Source organism: Sediminibacillus sp. JSM 1682029, from assembly GCF_041366435.1.
GTDB lineage: Bacteria > Bacillota > Bacilli > Bacillales > Amphibacillaceae > Sediminibacillus > Sediminibacillus terrae.
This window is the reverse complement of record NZ_JBEWYY010000006.1, coordinates 12,669-31,064: the sequence shown is the minus strand read 5'-3', so window position 1 is coordinate 31,064 and position 18,396 is coordinate 12,669. Positions and strand designations below refer to the sequence as shown.

At 45.1% G+C, this 18,396-nt stretch carries 26 protein-coding genes; 11 read left to right on the top strand and 15 right to left on the bottom strand.

Translation table 11 applies throughout. The features are described from left to right. The first annotated feature begins 10 nt into the window (after positions 1 to 10). Complete coding sequence (locus ABVF09_RS11305) at positions 11 to 373, top strand: DUF488 domain-containing protein (protein WP_026569355.1); 363 nt, start codon at positions 11 to 13, stop codon at positions 371 to 373. A 267-nt stretch (positions 374 to 640) separates the two neighbouring features. On the opposite strand, the gene ABVF09_RS11300 is transcribed toward ABVF09_RS11305, so the two are convergent. Together ABVF09_RS11300 and ABVF09_RS11295 are read right to left on the bottom strand one after the other, a co-directional pair. Then, entirely contained in the window at positions 641 to 1,090 is a 450-nt protein-coding gene (locus ABVF09_RS11300) for a hypothetical protein (RefSeq protein WP_371069216.1), read from the bottom strand. 14 nt (positions 1,091 to 1,104) lie between these two features. Further along, a complete protein-coding gene (locus ABVF09_RS11295; protein ID WP_371069215.1) occupies positions 1,105 to 2,064 on the bottom strand; it encodes a D-2-hydroxyacid dehydrogenase in 960 nt (319 codons plus the stop codon). A 256-nt stretch (positions 2,065 to 2,320) separates the two neighbouring features. Between ABVF09_RS11295 and ABVF09_RS11290 the strand changes: the two genes are divergently transcribed. Next, complete coding sequence (locus ABVF09_RS11290; RefSeq protein WP_026569358.1) at positions 2,321 to 2,545, top strand: hypothetical protein; 225 nt, start codon at positions 2,321 to 2,323, stop codon at positions 2,543 to 2,545. A 13-nt stretch (positions 2,546 to 2,558) separates the two neighbouring features. Here the strand turns inward: ABVF09_RS11290 and ABVF09_RS11285 are convergent, their stop codons facing one another. The 4 genes from ABVF09_RS11285 to ABVF09_RS11270 all read right to left on the bottom strand — a co-directional run bounded on the left by ABVF09_RS11285 (position 2,559) and on the right by ABVF09_RS11270 (position 5,490). Further along, a complete protein-coding gene (locus ABVF09_RS11285) occupies positions 2,559 to 2,882 on the bottom strand; it encodes a hypothetical protein (protein WP_371069214.1) in 324 nt (107 codons plus the stop codon). A 515-nt stretch (positions 2,883 to 3,397) separates the two neighbouring features. Then, entirely contained in the window at positions 3,398 to 4,390 is a 993-nt protein-coding gene (locus tag ABVF09_RS11280) for a DUF4003 family protein (protein WP_153464543.1), read from the bottom strand. Positions 4,391 to 4,466: 76 nt separating this feature from the next. Then, positions 4,467 to 4,640 (bottom strand): hypothetical protein, encoded by a 174-nt coding sequence (locus tag ABVF09_RS11275; RefSeq protein WP_153464545.1) that lies wholly within the window; start codon positions 4,638 to 4,640, stop codon positions 4,467 to 4,469. 157 nt (positions 4,641 to 4,797) lie between these two features. Further along, positions 4,798 to 5,490 (bottom strand): Na-translocating system protein MpsC family protein, encoded by a 693-nt coding sequence (locus ABVF09_RS11270; RefSeq protein ID WP_026569360.1) that lies wholly within the window; start codon positions 5,488 to 5,490, stop codon positions 4,798 to 4,800. Positions 5,491 to 5,793: 303 nt separating this feature from the next. Here ABVF09_RS11270 and ABVF09_RS11265 point away from each other — a divergent pair, with 303 nt between their 5' ends. Together ABVF09_RS11265 and ABVF09_RS11260 are read left to right on the top strand one after the other, a co-directional pair. Beyond that, positions 5,794 to 7,056 (top strand): hypothetical protein, encoded by a 1,263-nt coding sequence (locus tag ABVF09_RS11265; RefSeq protein WP_371069213.1) that lies wholly within the window; start codon positions 5,794 to 5,796, stop codon positions 7,054 to 7,056. Positions 7,057 to 7,105: 49 nt separating this feature from the next. After that, positions 7,106 to 7,267 (top strand): hypothetical protein, encoded by a 162-nt coding sequence (locus tag ABVF09_RS11260; RefSeq protein ID WP_153464551.1) that lies wholly within the window; start codon positions 7,106 to 7,108, stop codon positions 7,265 to 7,267. Positions 7,268 to 7,430: 163 nt separating this feature from the next. Here the strand turns inward: ABVF09_RS11260 and ABVF09_RS11255 are convergent, their stop codons facing one another. Beyond that, positions 7,431 to 7,847, bottom strand: coding sequence for a helix-turn-helix domain-containing protein (locus tag ABVF09_RS11255; RefSeq protein WP_026569361.1), 417 nt, complete (start codon positions 7,845 to 7,847; stop codon positions 7,431 to 7,433). Between the two features lie 134 nt (positions 7,848 to 7,981). On the opposite strand from ABVF09_RS11255, the gene ABVF09_RS11250 reads away from it, so the two are divergent. Continuing rightward, on the top strand, positions 7,982 to 8,272 hold the full coding sequence (locus ABVF09_RS11250) for a hypothetical protein (protein ID WP_026569362.1): 291 nt from the start codon (positions 7,982 to 7,984) through the stop codon (positions 8,270 to 8,272). A 372-nt stretch (positions 8,273 to 8,644) separates the two neighbouring features. Here ABVF09_RS11250 and ABVF09_RS11245 read toward each other — a convergent pair whose 3' ends face one another. The 3 genes from ABVF09_RS11245 to ABVF09_RS11235 all read right to left on the bottom strand — a co-directional run bounded on the left by ABVF09_RS11245 (position 8,645) and on the right by ABVF09_RS11235 (position 10,594). Further along, a complete protein-coding gene (locus ABVF09_RS11245) occupies positions 8,645 to 8,767 on the bottom strand; it encodes a YfhE family protein (RefSeq protein ID WP_083334884.1) in 123 nt (40 codons plus the stop codon). An 84-nt stretch (positions 8,768 to 8,851) separates the two neighbouring features. Continuing rightward, positions 8,852 to 9,406: a GNAT family N-acetyltransferase gene (locus tag ABVF09_RS11240; protein WP_026770742.1), complete on the bottom strand. Its 555-nt coding sequence runs from the start codon at positions 9,404 to 9,406 to the stop codon at positions 8,852 to 8,854. A 285-nt stretch (positions 9,407 to 9,691) separates the two neighbouring features. Beyond that, positions 9,692 to 10,594 carry a TIGR01777 family oxidoreductase gene (locus ABVF09_RS11235; protein ID WP_371069212.1) on the bottom strand — a complete coding sequence of 301 codons (903 nt, stop codon included), beginning with the start codon at positions 10,592 to 10,594 and terminating at the stop codon, positions 9,692 to 9,694. A 110-nt stretch (positions 10,595 to 10,704) separates the two neighbouring features. Between ABVF09_RS11235 and recX the strand changes: the two genes are divergently transcribed. Further along, positions 10,705 to 11,523 (top strand): recombination regulator RecX, encoded by an 819-nt coding sequence (recX, locus tag ABVF09_RS11230; RefSeq protein ID WP_371069211.1) that lies wholly within the window; start codon positions 10,705 to 10,707, stop codon positions 11,521 to 11,523. A gap of 401 nt (positions 11,524 to 11,924) precedes the next feature. Here the strand turns inward: recX and ABVF09_RS11225 are convergent, their stop codons facing one another. Beyond that, positions 11,925 to 12,716: a Cof-type HAD-IIB family hydrolase gene (locus tag ABVF09_RS11225; protein WP_026770738.1), complete on the bottom strand. Its 792-nt coding sequence runs from the start codon at positions 12,714 to 12,716 to the stop codon at positions 11,925 to 11,927. A gap of 123 nt (positions 12,717 to 12,839) precedes the next feature. After that, positions 12,840 to 13,085: a hypothetical protein gene (locus ABVF09_RS11220; protein WP_153464559.1), complete on the bottom strand. Its 246-nt coding sequence runs from the start codon at positions 13,083 to 13,085 to the stop codon at positions 12,840 to 12,842. 211 nt (positions 13,086 to 13,296) lie between these two features. Between ABVF09_RS11220 and ABVF09_RS11215 the strand changes: the two genes are divergently transcribed. Further along, positions 13,297 to 13,629: a YfhH family protein gene (locus ABVF09_RS11215; RefSeq protein WP_026770736.1), complete on the top strand. Its 333-nt coding sequence runs from the start codon at positions 13,297 to 13,299 to the stop codon at positions 13,627 to 13,629. A 46-nt stretch (positions 13,630 to 13,675) separates the two neighbouring features. Here ABVF09_RS11215 and ABVF09_RS11210 read toward each other — a convergent pair whose 3' ends face one another. Beyond that, positions 13,676 to 13,825 (bottom strand): YpzG family protein, encoded by a 150-nt coding sequence (locus tag ABVF09_RS11210; RefSeq protein WP_074600353.1) that lies wholly within the window; start codon positions 13,823 to 13,825, stop codon positions 13,676 to 13,678. 14 nt (positions 13,826 to 13,839) lie between these two features. Beyond that, complete coding sequence (gene sspK, locus ABVF09_RS11205; protein WP_074600354.1) at positions 13,840 to 13,980, bottom strand: small acid-soluble spore protein K; 141 nt, start codon at positions 13,978 to 13,980, stop codon at positions 13,840 to 13,842. Between the two features lie 165 nt (positions 13,981 to 14,145). On the opposite strand from sspK, the gene ABVF09_RS11200 reads away from it, so the two are divergent. Continuing rightward, positions 14,146 to 14,418 (top strand): YfhJ family protein, encoded by a 273-nt coding sequence (locus tag ABVF09_RS11200; RefSeq protein ID WP_371069210.1) that lies wholly within the window; start codon positions 14,146 to 14,148, stop codon positions 14,416 to 14,418. 68 nt (positions 14,419 to 14,486) lie between these two features. Here the strand turns inward: ABVF09_RS11200 and ABVF09_RS11195 are convergent, their stop codons facing one another. Next, the gene (locus ABVF09_RS11195; RefSeq protein ID WP_026569369.1) at positions 14,487 to 15,482 is read right to left on the bottom strand and encodes a metal-dependent hydrolase; all 996 of its coding nucleotides are present in this window, start codon (positions 15,480 to 15,482) and stop codon (positions 14,487 to 14,489) included. Positions 15,483 to 15,775: 293 nt separating this feature from the next. On the opposite strand from ABVF09_RS11195, the gene mutY reads away from it, so the two are divergent. The 3 genes from mutY to ntdP all read left to right on the top strand — a co-directional run bounded on the left by mutY (position 15,776) and on the right by ntdP (position 18,000). After that, entirely contained in the window at positions 15,776 to 16,858 is a 1,083-nt protein-coding gene (mutY, locus tag ABVF09_RS11190; protein ID WP_153464566.1) for an A/G-specific adenine glycosylase, read from the top strand. Between the two features lie 144 nt (positions 16,859 to 17,002). Beyond that, entirely contained in the window at positions 17,003 to 17,278 is a 276-nt protein-coding gene (locus ABVF09_RS11185) for a gamma-type small acid-soluble spore protein (RefSeq protein WP_026770734.1), read from the top strand. 194 nt (positions 17,279 to 17,472) lie between these two features. Next, complete coding sequence (gene ntdP, locus ABVF09_RS11180; protein ID WP_026569371.1) at positions 17,473 to 18,000, top strand: nucleoside tri-diphosphate phosphatase; 528 nt, start codon at positions 17,473 to 17,475, stop codon at positions 17,998 to 18,000. Positions 18,001 to 18,396: the final 396 nt, after the last annotated feature.

Here is an 18,396-nt window from a genome sequence, read left to right as displayed (position 1 = left end):
AGTGGTAATGGTGCAGGTTAATAGAAAGCGGGTGTATGAGCAACCGGAAAACGATGACGGTGTGCGTGTATTGGTGGATCGGATTTGGCCGCGTGGTCTTTCGAAACAAAAAGCGGCGGTGGATCACTGGTTGAAAGAGCTTGCGCCGTCTGCCGAACTGCGAAAATGGTTTCAGCATGACCCGGAGAAATTCCCGGATTTCAAACAAAAATATATCCAGGAAATCACAATGGATGAGACAAAAAGAGAGCATATCGGGAAACTGAAGGAAATCATCGAGGAAAGTGAATCGGTGACCCTCGTTTACGGGGCAAAGGATACGGAGCATAACCAGGCGGTTGTGCTTCAGGAGTGGCTCGAAGGACTGGGTTGAAAGGCAGTTCGATTGCAGCTTTGCCGTTTTAGCTAGTAAAATAGACAACGTAAAAACGATAGAGAGGATTGTTTTTATGTTCAACCTTTTCAAAAAGAAAAAATGTGCAATGTGCGGCCAGAAAGCAGTAAAGCCGACTGAATATAGAAATGATGGCGGCGCAAAAGTGCTTGTTTGTCATAAATGTGTCCCTTATGCTGAAAGAAGGGCGTTCCGGAAAGCGTAAATGAAATGGCGTGCAAACCGATGTGGTTTGGCACGCCATTTTTATATGGTGGGGATTTTCGGTTTTGCGTGAGCATTTTCTTTAACCTGTGTGTTGGCTATATAGGTTAAAATCAAAATGTAAAACGGATAAGCGAATAATCCAGGCAAAATAATCAACCCCAATACAGGGGTCGGTTCATCTCCAGGGTTCGTGATAGGAAACAACCTGGAAAACCCGTAAGTGAAAAGGAGAAAGTACGGAATCCAAAGTACGGCTGTCCAAAAACCAGCGTTTCGGCCTTTTATCCACTTTTTACTTAATACGTATATTCCGACCGACCCAACAACGAACACTATCAGCATGACGGCGAGAAGTGTTCCGTTGACGACTGTCGCTTTCCAACCGGTCAATCGGTATATTCGATAAATATTTACAGTCAGTTCGAGTGGAATCAGGGCCATTAATGCATAAAGCATGCTGACCCCGTTTAGTTTCAGAAAGTATGTCATCCATTCCTCTCCCGTCAATATCCTTTGTCAAAATCGACAAGGTTGATGGAAGGTGCTTCCCCTTTGAGATACTGTTTTAGATTGGGGATGAAAATGTCTTCGATCAGGCGTTTGTCATAATGTTCGGTAGAACCTGCCGAATGCGGTGTCAGGATGACATTGTCCAGCTCCCAGAGCGGACTATCTTCCGGCAGCGGTTCTTTTTCAAATACGTCCAGTCCTGCGCCGGCGATTTTTTCCGTTTGCAATGCTTCAACCAAGGCAGATTCGTCGACGACTTCCCCGCGTCCGATATTGATAAAGAAACTGGAAGATTTCATCGTATGGAACTGTTTTTCTCCAAATAGATGATGTGTCTCGCTGGTGAGCGGCACAGTGACGATGACATAGTCACACGACGGGAGAACCTCGTTCAGCCGCTCAGTAGTAACCATTTCATCGACAAACTCCTCCGGCTTTTGTGAATGCCGCACGCCGATCACCTTCATACCGAATGCCTTGGCAATCTTGGCAGTTTCTTTCCCGATTGCACCCATCCCGATAATGCCGGCTGTTTTTCTGTGAAGTTCCAGTTTCAAGTGTTCATGGGCCCATGTTTTCGATTGCTGATTCCGTACATAAGCATGAATTTTGCGGGTCAGACTGAGCATCATTGCAAAAATCGTCTCGGAAATCGGATAAGCATGCACACCGTTTGCACTTGTCAAAGCAATGCTCCGTTCAGCAAAAGCTTCGAGCGGGTGGCTGTCCACTCCCGCACTCCAGCTTTGCACCCAGCGGAGGCTGGATGCAGCGTTGAGAGCTGCGCTCATATCCTTTTTCCAGCCGGCAATGATTTCAGCCGATTGAACATGTTTCTGCCACGTTTCCTGATCCTTCCCGACGATCACTTCCCAATCCGGGACAATATTTTTCACTTGGCCTTGCAGTTCTTTTTCAATGTTTTGTGCGATTACCAGTTTGCGTTTACTCATTCTTTCACCTCTTTTATCTTCGTCTCATAATTTTATCCTTGCTATCATTCTATCATGGAAGCTTGGAAAAGACGGAGGCGCCGCTTCCTCTGAAAGAAAATCAACTCTTACCGAAAAAGAATCAAAAGTTGCAAAACAAGATAAAATAACAATAAAAGAAGATCAAATATCAGGAAAACTATCGAAATAAAAAAGGAATGGATTATTCCAGTATTGGGACGACTATATTATAATGAGGCAAAGGGGGGATGAGGTTATGGAAGATCAAACGGCATCCGAAAGCCGCTATATGATGGTCAAAATGAACAGCATGGAAACGGCCAGTATCCGGAACATAGACCCGACTTTTTATGTCTATGATAAAAAAGAGGAACAGACTATATCCTTTTCCGTTTCCGAGATTGCTGATTTAAAAGATAAAGACTTGAAAGTTTATTTAAAGGAATACTTTCAGCAACTGGCAAAAGAAGCCTCCAAATAGGAGGCTTCTTTTGTTATTTGCTGACGTTCTGTTTAGGATCGGAAACTTGTTTAATCTGACTTAGCGAAGCTCCGTTATTTAGGTCCCCATGTTTATAAGAAGCAAAGTAAGTTTCCCCTTCTTCTATTAGATTCCACGTGTTCTCATTTTTGATTTTTATAGTAAACTCTTGCTCCTCTTTATCAAATGGATCAATGACTTCTATAGAATATGAATGATGTGTGGTATCTTCATGTTTTTGATTTACCTTTATGTAACTTGCAGTGATGTTTTGGCTACAGCCACATGTCGCTATTAACAAAATAAGGAAGAGTGCTAATCTAGACTTAAAAAACATACTTATCCTCCTAGTTACCATTTATGGGATATTACTAGTATATTTGACTAGTTATTAATTTTACAATTGCTTTAACAGATGATTAAAACCCCATTTTTTATGGTAAATGGAAAATGAAGGCTTTGAGGAATATAACTATGGAGTAGAGGATATAGGTTCTGCATTGCTGAGATTTTTCATTGTCCTCACTGTTTAAATACCTATTAGCCAAAGAAGAATAAGGTTCTCTTCTTGTCTGGGCACACGGAAATAAGACCAGGGAAACGTAAGGAGAGGCAAGATACGGAGACTTCAACAGGAACTGCATGAGCTGAAAGTTCCGCGAAAGCTTCTTTTCTTTCAGAGGAAGTTGAAGCCGTGACCGAGGATTCGTAGCGATGCGAAATACAGTCAAACAATCGGGTAGAAAGAAGTCTCTCTAAAGAAATACCAATAAAACTACATGAATTCGATTTGAAAAATAACAAAAAGAAGCCTCCAAATAGGAGGCTTCTTTTGTCATCACTAGCCAGTCATCAACTGCTGCTGGAGGCAGCAGCAGCCGAGGCTCCTGCAACAGCTGCAAGCATGGCTGCCTGTTGTGCCTGGATCACGGTTTCCATGGTGGTGTAAAGACTTGTTTCCAGCAGAGATGAATCTGCAAGCTTGTCGCTCATGAACAAATTGATGGCCAGAATGGTCGTGATATCCTTTTGCCAACGGAACGACTTGTGTTTGTTTAACTCCTCGATAATTTGACTGATGACATCCAATTCGACGAGTTCTTCCGGCAGCAGCGCCAGCATGCCCATCTCCGGATAAAACTTTGTTTTTTGTTTAATTCCTGCCTGGCCAAAAGCCTGATGAATATAGGACGTACGCTCGACAAGCAAATCCACATCGACATGCTCATCCAGTGTCAATATGTGGCTGAGAAACTGCAAGTCGTTTCCCTTGCGGAATCCTTGTTTGTTCAGCCGCTCATAATACGCTTCCGTCCGGTCGGTCAATTCCGTAACGGTGCCGTCGTTTTGGGCCAGCAGTGCTGCCAATGGGTAATCACTGCTGGAAGTGAGGAAGCTGTGCTCGTCCTTCATCTTCTGAAACATCGCATCCGTTTTGAGAATGTCATCGCTGAAATCGCCGTTTTCCTTTGCATGGGAAAGCAGGACCATGGCGGAAATGTAGGTAAAGATTCCGCGACGGAACCCTGTCTCTATCAGCCTTTTATATATCCTGCGCAATTCCTGGAATTTTTCCCGGGGATTTGCAAACCGGACATCCAGCATCGCCGCAATGGTAAATCTGGATTGGGATTTCAAGGATGAAAATATCCCCACTTCCTGTTTGATATAATCGGCAAGCCGGACGAACTTTCCGTAATCAAACGTTTTCCCGTTTATGACATACATGGAGGCGGCCATCATCAAGACCCGCTGGTCAGAAACCTTCCATTTCAATTTTGCTTTCAGTTGATCGAAAATTTCTAAGTTCGCTGACGTCTTCTGCTGTAATTCTTCCGTATACATGTAAACACGTCCTTGTTTGTGCTGTTTACTTAGTATACGAAGGCTGACTGCGAAAAGTTTCATCCACCAGGTGAAATTATCTGGCGACTTCTTCGATTAACAACTGATAGTTATCAGGCAGTGCATTTTCTTGTTTTGTCTTTTCGATAAAGGCAGCCGCCTCATCGTATGTGTCGAATAACAGCTCCTTATTGTCTTGATAAAACTCTACACGTATGCCGCCTTTCACTAACCCCGTCACTTTATACATATTATCTACTCCCCCTGTTTAACATATGGATCATCGAATGGAATGTTTTTGCTATACAGACAGGAAAATTCACAAAATAAAAAGCCGAAAAGGAATGTACGTATACATTCCTTTTCGGCTTATGTCTGGCTTTCATCATCCAGCTCATTTCCACCTGTTATTTTTCTGGTTTCATTATAATAATGATATAGCCTTTATCCAAGGAGAAGTCCCAATCGGCAAACACGTCCTCGATTTGGACTTCAAGCAATGATTCCAGCAAATCAGTATTCAGTAAACTTTTTTCCAGCCGGCGTTTGGACAGCTTCAACTGTTCCTCGAATCCTGCGGCTATCAGCTCGCGCTCAATGCGCACCAGGATTCCTTCGCGTACGATGACCAGTGTCCTTGGGTTCAGCATCAGTGAATGTAAATTGCGCGGCGCCTTTTGCGCCTTTTCACTGAAGCGGACGATTTCCTCATGGACTTGTTCGCGGCTTGGATAACTTAAATAGTCACTATCGTTTTTCATTTCACTATCTGCCATCTCGGCAATGATGATCCCGGTCTTGTTTTCCAAAGACCAGTCGTAATAAATATTTCGGATTTCCACTTTTGCCGTTGTCCGGACGGTCGCTTTGATATCAGGAAGCAGTTCCTGCATCAATAAATCCCGAGTTTCCTGCACTTTCAAGTTGTTGTTTTGTTTGACAAGCACTTTTTCCATCGGTGCCAGAAAATCACGAAGATGGATGGTGATGAATGGCCGGACAAATGAAACAAAAATGGATGATGGGCCTTTGCCGAAATTATCTCTGAATAGCTTTCCGGTATAGCTGGCAATTTCTGCTTCGATTGATTTCTTATCCATTGTTGTCATTCCTTTTAGCTAAGGACCGAACATTATTTTTCCAGTCCCGTTTTCAATTATAACACTTCCCCGTTTGAATGTAAGGCAAACCGTCTTTTCTCGGGATAATTGTATCTTTAGATGCAGAAAAGCACAATCGATTAGGTACAACGTCGGAGAATATTGTTGTAATCCGTCCCCTTCATTGCCTGTAGGTTTCGTTTCAAATTCGATGCTTATGCATTTCCCTTCCGAGTGGTTTCGGGTCTATATGTTTTGGATATACAACGAATAGAATAGTTTATCGGGAAAGGCGTGAAACAGATGACTGCAGAAGTGACCATCATGAACAAGCTGGGCATGTCGATGGCTGCCGACAGTGCCGTTACGAGCGGCAGGGACGGTGTCCAGAAAGTGTACAACTCGGCCAATAAACTTTTTTCGTTATCCAGACATCATTCCATCGGATTTATGGTGTATGGTGCAGCTTCTTTCATGGAAGTACCGTGGGAGGTCATCATCAAATCTTACCGGTCGGAATTACAGGATCGGACTTTTGAGGAAGTCGGTGATTATTTTGCGGACTTTATTTCTTTCTTGAACCGGGATGATCGGTTCAAAGCGGAGGAGATTGAAGAGATCATCATACATAGGACCTTTTCAGATCTCCTGAAGCGGATAGTACGCGATGTGGAAGAAGAGGTAAACAGCCGGAAAAACGAGGGCGAAGATGTCACCGATGAAAAAGTCACCGAATTACTCACCAACGAAGTAAACGAGCAAACAAAAACATATAGAGAAATGGAAGAAGAGTTCCTCAACATCGATTATGGGCCGTTCAGGGAAAAATTTCATCACGTCATTTCGGAAATCAAGCAGGAACTGATCATGTACACAGTCCCTGATTCGTTGGAAGAAAGGCTGATCAGGCTTGCCTTCGAAGCGGTCAAAAAGGATTTTTTCAGCCTGGGAAGCACCGGGCTAGTCATCGCAGGATACGGAGATAAGGAGATATTTCCTCATTTAATCGAATATCGATTGGAAGGATTTGTGTTCGGCAATTTGAAATATAAAAAGCTCCGGGAAAGGAAAATCAGCTATACCAATGACAAGCAGGCTGGAACTGCTTCCATCACGGCGTTCGCCCAGAGAGAAATGGTCGATTCCTTTATGGGCGGGATCGAGCCGAACATGGAAGATGCGATGTTCGGGATCATCGATCGGGTGTTGGGAGATTATCCGGAACATATTCAGAAGCAGTTGAATATCAAGTTTTCGACAGAACAGGTTAGAACCATGAAGAAAATGGGTAATGAACTATATGAATCAATCAAAGATTCAGTGGAAGAATATCAGCAAGATCAATATGTCAGGCCATTGCTTGGGATTGTCAGGTCGCTTCCGAAAGAGGAGCTGGCCGAAATGGCGGAAGCGCTGGTCAATCTTACTTCCTTCAAGAAGAGACTGACGAGAGCGACAGAATCTGTCGGACCGCCGATTGACGTCGCTGTAATCACCAAGGGAGACGGTTTCGTCTGGATCAAACGGAAAAATTATTTTGATCCGGAAATAAACCAGCAGTTTTAACCGCTGCAGATGTTTCACGGTGGCAAATAAAAGGAGAGGGGCAGGGAGCATGGCATTGAAAGATGAACAATCCCGTAAAGAAGAGTATTTTAAACTGCCGGATAATGATCGGGTTCTGTTTGAATTGGAAGAGGCAGAGAAGAGAGAAAAAGATAACGTTGCCAATAAGGTATTCGAAAAATTCGATAAGAAACAGGATAACCATAAATAATCCCGGGAAACCGGGCTTTTTTTGTTTGGAAAAGTGGTTCATCCGGTTTATGTAACTGCAATAGAAAGCCCTCATCCAATCAAACCGGATATTAAGTTTCAGCTTTCGCCCATGTCGTCCCTTGGCCTGGAAACACAACCTTCCGGCTTTACTTCCGACACCGTTAAACCCGGCTGAACTCTTCAACCATACTGGCGATCATACGGTGAATCGCCTTCTGTCTTTTAACAGGAAGGCCCATCATCTGTTTCACCTGCTGCTTGAATTGTGGGTGTTTGATTAAATAGTCGAAGATCTCCAAGGTTTCCTCATCAATGGCTTCGCCAGTAGAGTTATACAGCCGATTGAACTCCTTTAATACGTCTTCGCGTGGTGTGTCGATTCCGACAATCAAATCGACGGATATATCAAAAATTCTGCTTAGTTTTATAATGGATTTGAGATCGGGCAGGACGGTGCCATTCTCCCACTTGGTTACGACAGAGCGGGAAACGTTCATTTTTTCTGATAGCTGTTTCTGTGTCCAGCCTGATTGTTCGCGGTAATATTTCAAATTGTATGCTAGTTGTTCATAGTTCATCCGGCAATCACTCGCAACTCGTATTTGTTAATCGTTATCGTAACATTATTACTAGAAAAAGTGCGGAAACTGTTGTTCTATTGGTGAACATGTAGTAAAATGTTACCAAATAGAACAAAAGGAGGAAGTAAAGGATGATAGGCTGTCTTGCTTTATATCCTGAAGAAGGTAAGAATATGGCGGAATGGCTGGTGAATGGATTAAGAATGGACAGCGCAGAGGTGACAGTGAAACAGGAGCAGGAGGGGACGCTTACCGTCATGCTGCCCGGTACGACAAAGACAGCGGTTTGGCAGGCCGCGCTGGAGCTTGAATGCGCTGGTATCGCAGCGGGTTACGGTTTTGGCGAGACAGCTTCAGAAGCGTTGCTTCGTGCGCGTGAACTGCTGTGCAGGCGAATAGACGCAGATTTATCCTTTACATAAAAAACTCGCTCCGTTGTATGAAATGGTTTTAGCTAAAAAGAAGGCTTTCGCCAAGTTATTGACGAAAGCCTTCTTTTTTTAGATTGTCGAACTCTTAACCGAAAAAGGGGAGGAATCGGGAAAACGTTTGGAGTAGGACAATCTCTTATTAACAATCTTATCCACAAATCAAATCGGTTATACACACGGTTTGTGGATATTTTCCACATTATCCACAATTATAGTTGAAAAGTTAATAAGATTTTCATCAACAATCAAAGTCTAATTACTTCAACTATTTCAGATACTTATCAACACTGTGCACAACCTTGTGGATAACTTTTGCCCACAATGTATCGGGCTACAATAAAGATATTCCCTGCCTGGTCAAAATTAAACCCGCTTTTTTGTTTCAGCATACATGCGATCTGCTGTTTTGAATTCTTTTTGATATAGCACTTGCTGGGTTTTGGATAGCGTGTTCTTTGGATCGTTGACACCCCGTTTATTGCTCATCGAATCCCTCGCTTTCGAATTGCCCGCTGCCAACGAAACAGGCAGGTACAGGCTTTTCCTCTAGCATTTCCAAATGCGCACCCTTTATACTACTGCTTCCCCTTCGCCTGCTTCGACAGGCTGGCGATGGAAGAAATAGTCTGCCGAAGTGATGACAAATAAATCGTACACAGGCTCGTTGCTGTGTGCATTGATGGCCTGATAGACATCCGGGTAAGCTGATTGTCCAGTTTGAAGGTATGGCAGCTTCAAGGCAGCCTTCATTGAACGGGGGTTGCTCCGGCGGATTTTGATAAACACCGCTTCCATGCCGTACACGGTAAATAATTCTTCCAAGAATTGTTCCTTGGCGATCCGGTTGTAGCCTTTGCCGAAAAAGGGCTGGCCGATCCATGTTGCCAGAAATCCTTTGTTCCTGTTGATATCAAACAGATTAATGGTGCCGATCGGCTGTTGGTATTCATCCAAGATTGTGCGTGATACCAGCTTGCCGGCTTCTTCCTGTTCGATTGTCTGTTTAGTCAAAAAGTAAAATTCATCCGTCGAAAATGCTTTGTGGCGGACGTATGGAAACACCTTCGGATGACTCATCAGTTCGAATAATTGGGGCACCTCGTGTAAGTCTCGTTTTTTCAGCATAAAAAAATCCCTCCTATTAGTGGAGAGGATGAAAGTAACACTAGGAATCGCTAGTGGTCCGCCTCACCCTCGAATTTTTATCAACTACCAACAAAAATTCGGGGTGGGAATAGAACCCACTAGAACCAGTCAAACTGGTGGCGCACCATTTGCCTTCCCATTTTCTATTTTAAAAACAACCGGTTTTACAAGAATATAGTACACAAAAACTTGAGAAAAAGGAACAAAAATTTTCAAGCAATATCCGACACTTTTTTTCATGCAGAGCAGACTTCAAGAGGGCGGTTATTTAGAAAATATATCGCGTAAAGCCGCTTCAAGCTGTGGGTGTTGAAAGGTATATCCATGCGCTTGAGCTGCTGCAGGGAGGACAGTCTGCCCTTTTAGTACCAGCTCGCTCATATCCCCCAGTGCTGTCTTCATCAGTTTTTCCGGTACAGGCAGCCAATAAGGTCTGTTAAGGACCTTTGCCAGGGTTTTGCTGAAGTCTTTATTCCGCTGCGGCTTTGGAGCCGTGACGTTCAGGGGCCCGCTTAACGCTGCAGTGTCGATGGCAAACAAAATCATTTCGGCTGCATCCTTGATATGAACCCAGGAAACCCACTGTTCTCCGCTTCCGACTTTTCCTCCTGCCAGAAGCTTGAAAGGCAAGGACATCAACGGGAGGGCGCCCTGGCGGCCGAGAATCAAACCGAACCGCGCATAAACCGTTCGGACACCGATTGTTTCGGCTTCCGCCGCTTTAGCTTCCCATTGGGCTGCTACTTTTGCCAAGAAATCATCGCCAGGTTCCAACGTTTTCTCCGTGAAAGCTTGTGTGGTGGATGTACCGTAGTACCCCATTGCCGAACCATTGACCAACACATGGGGCTTATCGGGCATTGTCCGGAGAATCCGGATGACCTCTTCGGTAGCCTGCAGGCGGCTTCTTATGATTTTTTGCTTTTTCTCTTCCGTCCAATATCCGAATATCGTGTCGCCGGCCAAATTGACAAACGCATCGAGTGTAGGCAGTTCGGCTTCTGGTTTGCTGTGCTCCTGCAGCCAGCCGATGTAGGTAACCGAATCCGTGTTGTTGTGGTGTTCCGGATGACGTGTCAATACGTAGACATGGTTCCCTCTTTCCACGAGCTGCTTGGTCAGATAACGACCGACAAAGCCTGTTCCTCCCGTAATTGCAACGTTCATATCATGCCCTCCTTTAGTATGTAAGAGAAATTTTTCTTTTATTATACGATGTTTCGATGCGTGTGTGCAGTTTCCTTCCGTGCTAAAATGGAGGGTGGAGGTGAGTCCTGTTGGCGACCATATCCCGGATAACCACACAAAAGAAAAATAAACACCGTTATAATATTTTCCTTGATCAAAATAACAAAGAAGCATATGGCTTCAGCGTCGACGAGGATATCCTGATTTCCTTCCAGCTGCGCAAGGGGATGGAACTGGACGAGCCGACTATCAACGCGCTGATAGAAAAAGATAATATCCATAAGTCTTTTACCCTTGCATTGAACTATTTAAGCTATCGAATGCGTTCCAAACAGGAAATTCACGATTATCTAGTCAAAAAAGAAGTGGAACCAGATCAAATTCCGGTGGTCCTTGACCGTCTTGTAAGGGAAGGGTTTCTTGATGACCGGGAATTTGCCGCTTCACTCGTCCGGACCCGCAAAAACACGACCAGCAAAGGACCATTGCTTGTCAAAAAAGAGCTGCTGGATAAAGGAGTCTCCGCTGTGATTGCGGATGAAGCGATTCAGCTTTATACCTATCAGGATCAATTTGACAAGGCGCTCAAATGGATGGAGAAAAAGATGAAAAACGATGGCAGGAAATCGTTCCGGGAGCAGCTGCAAAATGCACAGAAAACCTTGATGCAAAAAGGCTTTACCGGCGATGTCATCAAGGATGTGCTGGCGGAAGTGGATACCGGCGACGATAATGATGCCGAATGGCAGGCGGTTGTTTACCAGGGAGAAAAGCTGCTCCGCAAGTATGCGAAAAAAGAGGAAGGGATGCAGCTCAAGCAGAAGCTGAAAGCTGCGCTTTACCGGAAGGGTTTTGGATTCGAAGAGATAGACCGCTTTATCGAAGAATACGTAGAAAAAGCAGAATAAAACCAGGCTGTCCAACACAGCCTGGTTTTCTATGTTGACCATAGTAAAAGAAGATCAACTTCTCCCGGAAGAAGAGCGAAAACCGGAAAAAGAGGATCAATTCGGTCGGAAGAAGAGCGAAAACCGGAAAAAGAGGATCAACTAGTAGAGAAAGAAGAGCGAAACCCGGAACAAGAAGATCAATTCGGCCGGAGAAGATCAACTTCGTGCAGAAGAAGAGCGAAACCCGGAAAAAGAGGATCAACTCGTCCGAAGAGGATCAACTATCGAAAACATCTTCCCTGTGGGAGGGCGGGCCTCGGTGAGATCCCGAGAGCGTTAGCTACAGGAAGCTCACCAGCCGACCGCGAAAAGCGCAGGATTCACTCGCAGCGTTGAATTAGCAATTACAAAGAAAAACTTTAATAAACCTTACGTTCTTTCAAATCGCGGATTGCCTGATGGACGTGGTCGACGACACGGGACGCAGTTTTCTGGACATCAGGATGGGCTGTAGACATTGCATAGCTGTATGGTGTCATTTCCAGCATTGGCACATCGTTGAAAGAATCGCCGATCACGGCAATTTCATCAGCGGAAACGCCCAGCTTATCAATGAGACGCTGCAGGCCGAGAGCTTTGCTGATTCCTTTAGGAACGAAATCGACACAATGGGCATCAGACAAATAACTCTCCATGACCGGCCCGAATTCTTCCGTGATTTCCTGTTTGACTTGAAGGATGTCTTCGGTCTCGCCATGGATGGTGAATTTTGCAGGAAAGACAGTCTCCCCATAATATGCTTCCAGCCGTTTCTCCTCTTTGACAGGGAAATAAAGCAAGTGCTCGAACGCTTCGATTTCCGGCGTTTTTTCTGCGACATATACCTCGTCAGCAGTGGAAACGGAATAAACGGTGGGATACTTGGCTATAGCCTGATGCAGACGCTTGCTCAATTCATCGGGGAATGTTTCGGTATGTACCAATCCATCTTTCCCATGATAAACGAAGCTGCCGTTTTGGCTGACGCGATGCCCCGTTTGGTTAACCTGTTTGAATACTTCGAGAATATCGCGGTCCATTCTTCCGGAAGCAACAGCAAATTCCACGCCGTCATCCACCAGGCCGGCAATGGCGTCGATGTCTTCCGGCAGGATGTGGTTTTCATTTCCCAATAATGTACCATCAAGATCGGTGACAAAAAGTTTGAGCATTTTTTTGGCTCCTTTTACGCTAATCTGGCGCTTATGTATATGACCAACTTCGATTATACAGTTTGCAAGCGCATTCAGACAAAGGGGAAATGAAAACCAAATGATGGTTTGCAGCTCTGTCAGTCAGGAAGCTTTCTGGTTTGTTTGTGGACTGCTCCGTTTCCATTTCCAATAATAAAAAAGGTAGTAAGCGAGTCCGGCAAGGGAGACCAAAAAATAAAGGATGGAAGTATCCCCATCTTTCCATTGTGCCAGCCAAACACCTCCGAAAAACGCAAACACCAATGCACCTGTCTGCAAACGCCCGTTAGGCTGCCGGGTGAATAGAATGATGAAAAAGGAAATCAGGAATACGAGGGTTAAAAACATGATTTTACCTCCTGTCTTTTGTAATCCTTCACAATGGTTGCAACGGAATCAACCGTTCCGCAAGCAGTATTTACTATATACTACCAATTTCTGTAGAAAGTGTAAATTAAGTATCCGCCAATAAAAAGTAAAAGATATTTTGTGGTCAACGGACAATGCGGTAAAATGGAAAAAGAAGCAGGAAATGCATCAAGTGTGGGGAGGTTATCGAGTGGAGAAGAGATACAGCGAATTTACGGTGGAAGAACTTCGGCAGGAAGTGGCAGCCTTGAAAGAAAAAGCGCAAAAAGCAGAACAACTGGGCAATGTAAGTGAATTCGCCATCCATGAAAGAAAAATTCAGATGGCGCTGGCATATATGATGAATCCGGAGGAATTCGTTGCGGGGGAAACCTACGAATTGCAGCAGGACCCGGGCCACACATTCAAAATCAGTTACATCAATGGCAGGTTTGCCTGGGGCAACCGAATCAATCTATTGGGCGACACGGTGGAGAAACAGGAAGCGATCCCGATTTCGCTGCTCGGAAAAAAATTAGATTAAGCAGCAAAGGGACAGTCCCTGCCATAAAGGCAGGGACTGTTGTGTGTCAGCCTTTTTTCTTGAGAACATCCATGATGATGTCCTTTTGGCTTTTCCGGGTTTCACCGTTCACTTGCTGGCTGGCACGTTTTGGGTTTGCCCGTGGAGATTGAAAAGGGTCCTGGTAGAGATTTTCGGCAAATGGCTTTCTGGCCATAGCTGTTTTCCTCCTCAGCGGTGTGCAGAATTTTTCATGCGTTCCTGTGGTTCGGTGTTGATCGAGCCATCCGCCCGCTTCGGACTGTATCGCCCTTTGGCACGCGGTTTGCTATCCATACGCATATCAGGAAACCCGTACTTTTTATTCCGCATTCGCATTCCCTCCGTTCCCGCCAATCCATTCTGCGCTGCCCGGGAGCCGCGCAATCATAGTTTTCACGTAACGAGCAGGGTTATGTGGTACAATAATTACCGGTGCGGACCGACATTTCCAAATGCCGGGCCGCACGGAATTCTCTTGGATAAAGGGTGATTGACATGCAGGAACGGTTTGAGCGGCTGGCAGAACGACTTGCCGACAAAAATAAGCAGTTGAGCCGTGACGAAGCCAGAACATGGGTCGAACTGCTTTGGGAGGATTTCGACACCACTCGGGCAAAAGCCGGAGAAAAGTATCAGGGAAAAGACGTCACCGAACAAATTGTATTACGCTGGATCGATCAATACGGTCCGCGACTGCACGAGTTTCTGGCCAATAATCCCAAATACGCTAGGATGTTCGAACGCAAAAACAATAGCGAAAATAAATAAAGGCTGGTGCCCTGCAATAGGGGCTCCCAGCCTTGTGTTTTACATGAAAATTCAAGAAAGTGAACGTGTCAAGTGAAGGGGGAAGGAGAATCCTCGATCACCAGTTTGCGCTGCAGCTTTTTCTCGGAAAATATCCATCCTGTATAGGAAGTCATGATTCGATGATTGTCATCGATTTGGACAACAGCCACAAAAGGATAGTGTCCCTTCGATCGGTAACGCAGGTCAATGAACCGCACTTCGGTAAAATCATCAAAGTAGTTGATTTCCCAACGGTGCACCGGTGAAAAGGACAGAAATGCCGAAATGTTTTTGTCCTGCAGGGCCATATCCGTCAATTCGTCTTCCGGCAGCGGCTCTTTTTCAAACTCGTCGATGAAGTGGATATGGCCGTTTTCAGCTCTGCCTACATAAAAACGATCTTTTGCGGTCACGGCGATCCGCCAAATGTTTTGTTTCATGGTAGGCGAGGTGACGATTTGTTCTACGTCCGGAATATGCCGTTTCACTTTCTTGACGATTTCCCGCTTGTCGAGATACCGTTTGATATAATACAGGAAAATCACAAAATAAATCAGCAGCCATGTATAACCTGGGTCAGCCCCCAGCATCCAGGCGACAATGCCGATGATGTGCATGGTGAAAATGTACGGGTCGAACGTATTGATAAACCCATAGGCGACCCACCTTCGTGTGAACGGCCGGTAAGCCTGGGTGCCGTATGCGTTGAAGACATCGACCAGGACATGAAGAATCACCGCCAGAAATGTCCACATCCATAAATGCAGAAAACTGACGTCCGGCATGAATGCATGGATCAGCCCTGCTATGGCAACTCCCCAAAACAGGACTGCCGGCATTGAGTGGGTAGCTCCTCGATGATGTCGTATATAAACAGCATTATTCCGCAATTTTAATATGGTGTCCGAATCGGGTGCTTGCGATCCGACTAGGGTGCCGATCATGACGGCACTATACAAAGCAGGATCTTGTTGAACGGCCGGATCGAGTGTGGCCAGGCCGCCGAGCGCAACCCCCATGACAATGTGGGTTCCAGTGTCCATTCAGTACGGCCCTCCTTTAATCAGTTAATAGTAATAGCAGATGGAACTGCTTGTGTGTATCACGTATCAAGCAGGCTTTGGACCTGCACAAGTTTGAATTCTTGGCTTTTTTCCAAAAGATTGTTGAGGCGAGACGAAATCATCGAACCGCTTTTGTCTGCAAGCTTACACGCAAAACTGCACTGCAGCTTTGCGAAAGCAGTTTATCGCTCCCTGATAATTCTTTTTCCAAACAATCTAGTTTCAAACGTTGAATTGTACTAATGATATTGTACCACGAAGGATGAAAAACAATGAAAAATGAGCAAGTAACAGAAACGATCAACCATTTCGATACGGCTGGATTTCAAGCCGATTTGATCGACTGGTTTTATCAGGAACAACGTCAGCTCCCCTGGCGCGAAAACAAAGACCCTTATAAAGTATGGGTATCCGAAATCATGCTTCAGCAAACAAAGGTAGACACCGTAATTCCTTATTTCCGACGCTTCATGGAAAAATTCCCGACGCTTGATGACCTGGCCGAAGCAGACGAGCAGGAAGTACTGAAAGCGTGGGAAGGTCTAGGTTACTATTCCCGTGCGCGGAATCTGCAAAACGCGGTCAAAGAAGTCGCTGCTACCTATAACAGTAAAGTGCCCGCAGATGCAAAACAGCTAGGTGCCCTTAAAGGTGTCGGTCCTTATACCAAAGGGGCAATCCTGAGCATCGCCTATGATCAGCCAGAGCCGGCAGTCGACGGAAATGTCATGCGCGTTTTATCGAGGGTGCTCTTGATTGACGAGGATATCGCCAAGCCGAAAACGAGAAAAACGTTTGAATCCGCCGTAAAAGCGGTCATTTCCCATGAGGATCCTTCCGCTTTCAATCAAGGGCTGATGGAGCTTGGAGCGCTTGTCTGTACGCCGACTACGCCTTCCTGCATGCTTTGTCCCGTCCAGAGCCACTGCCGGGCGTTCGCCGAAGGAGTCCAGCAGGACCTGCCGGTGAAAACAAAAGCCAAAAAACAAAAACAAGTCGGTTATTTTGCTTTCCTTGTAAAGGATGAACAGGGTAATTACCTGATCGAGCAAAGGCCGGATACCGGCTTGCTTGCCAGTCTCTGGCAGTTTCCGATGGCTCCATTGGCTGAAACGGATGAAGACCATGCCGCCCACTGGTTCAGCCAGGTGTATGGTGTTGATATTAAAATCGGCGGGCAAATCGACCGGATCAAGCATGTTTTTTCCCATTTGGTTTGGGATGTTCAAGTCATGGAAGCAACAGTCACAGGGGGCAGCTTGAAAAATGGCTCAAGTCGATTTGTTGCAAAGGAAGCATTGGAGCAGTATCCGTTTCCTGTTTCCCATCAAAAAATGCTCAAACACGCAGAATGAGCGTCTTTTGCTTATTTTAGAGCGTCCAAGCCATTTTTATTCCTGATTGGAAGTATTTGGTCCGATTGGATAAGTTTCTTGCCGGATTCCTCCGGATAACATCCCGCCTATTGGAGAAATTAATGGGTGCGGAGGTGATATGAGATGGCTAAAAACAATAACCCAAGCCAAACTAACGCTCAAAAAGTAAGACAGCAAAATCAACAGGCTGCACAAGGTCAACAGTTTGGAACAGAATTTGCTTCTGAGACTGACGCTCAGCAGGTAAGAAAGCAAAACCAAAAAGCTGCCCGCGGCAAAGCAGGTCAAGCAGGCGCACAAGCAGGCCAAGCTGGCCAGTTTGGAACAGAATTTGCTTCTGAAACTGACGCTCAGCAAGTAAGAAAGCAAAACCAAAAGTCTCAAGCAAAAAAGAAATAACTTTTCAACCCCCGAATAATTCAGACAAAAGGAGCTCTCTCACCCGTTGAGAGCTCCTTTTCTATTGGCTCCATCAGGATTTGTGACCAGACTTCATCGCTGGCCCGCAGTCTATCATTTCCATTTAGAATTTATTATCGTTATAATTGGATTAGTAAATAAAAATACTTTTTAAAAAAAGAAAGGGAGATATGATGGCTGGCCCGCAACCTGGTTCGAAAATGCAAATCCAAAGTTATAAGCACAATGGCCAGCTCCATCGCGTTTGGGAAAGCAGTACGGTGTTAAAGGGCACGCGGAACGTTGTGATAGGAGCTAACGATCGAACCTTGGTCACGGAAAGCGACGGACGGACATGGATAACAAGGGAACCCGCAATTTGTTACTTTCATTCCAAGTATTGGTTCAATGTGATAGGCATGCTGCGCAATGATGGCATTTATTATTACTGTAATATCAGCTCGCCATTTGTCTTCGACGAGGAAGCACTGAAGTACATTGATTATGACCTGGATATCAAAGTATTCCCGGACATGACGTTTAACTTGTTGGATGAAGACGAGTATGAGCAGCATAAACGGGAAATGAATTATCCAAAGGTAGTCGACCGGATTTTATGGAACCATGTAGAATACCTCATTCATTGGATCAGACAAAGAAAGGGACCGTTCGCACCCGAATTCGTCGACCAGTGGTATGAACGTTATTTGACCTACCGGTAAGCTTTTCTTTCTATCTGGAAAACAGGCACATGTTTAAGGATCCTTGTCACCGATACGGGCGGCAAGGTTTTTCTTGCGTTTTTGGCAAAATGGCCGATGATATGTTTTTGCTTCTTTTAGAGCCAGCAAAATTACTGGAAAGTCGCTCTACTTAGGGCGTTAGTTGATCATCTTTTAGTGAAAATCGCTCTACTTAGGGCGAGAGTCGCTCATCTTTGCGGGAAAGTCGCTCCAGTTCGCGTTAGTTGATCATCTTTTTGTAAAAGTCGCTCCACTTAGGCTGGAAATCGCTCTTCTTTGTGGAAAAGTCGCTCCAGTTCGCGTTAGTTGATCATCTTTTCATGAAAGTCGCTCTACTTAAGCTGGAAATCGCTCTTCATTCCGTCAAAGTCGCTC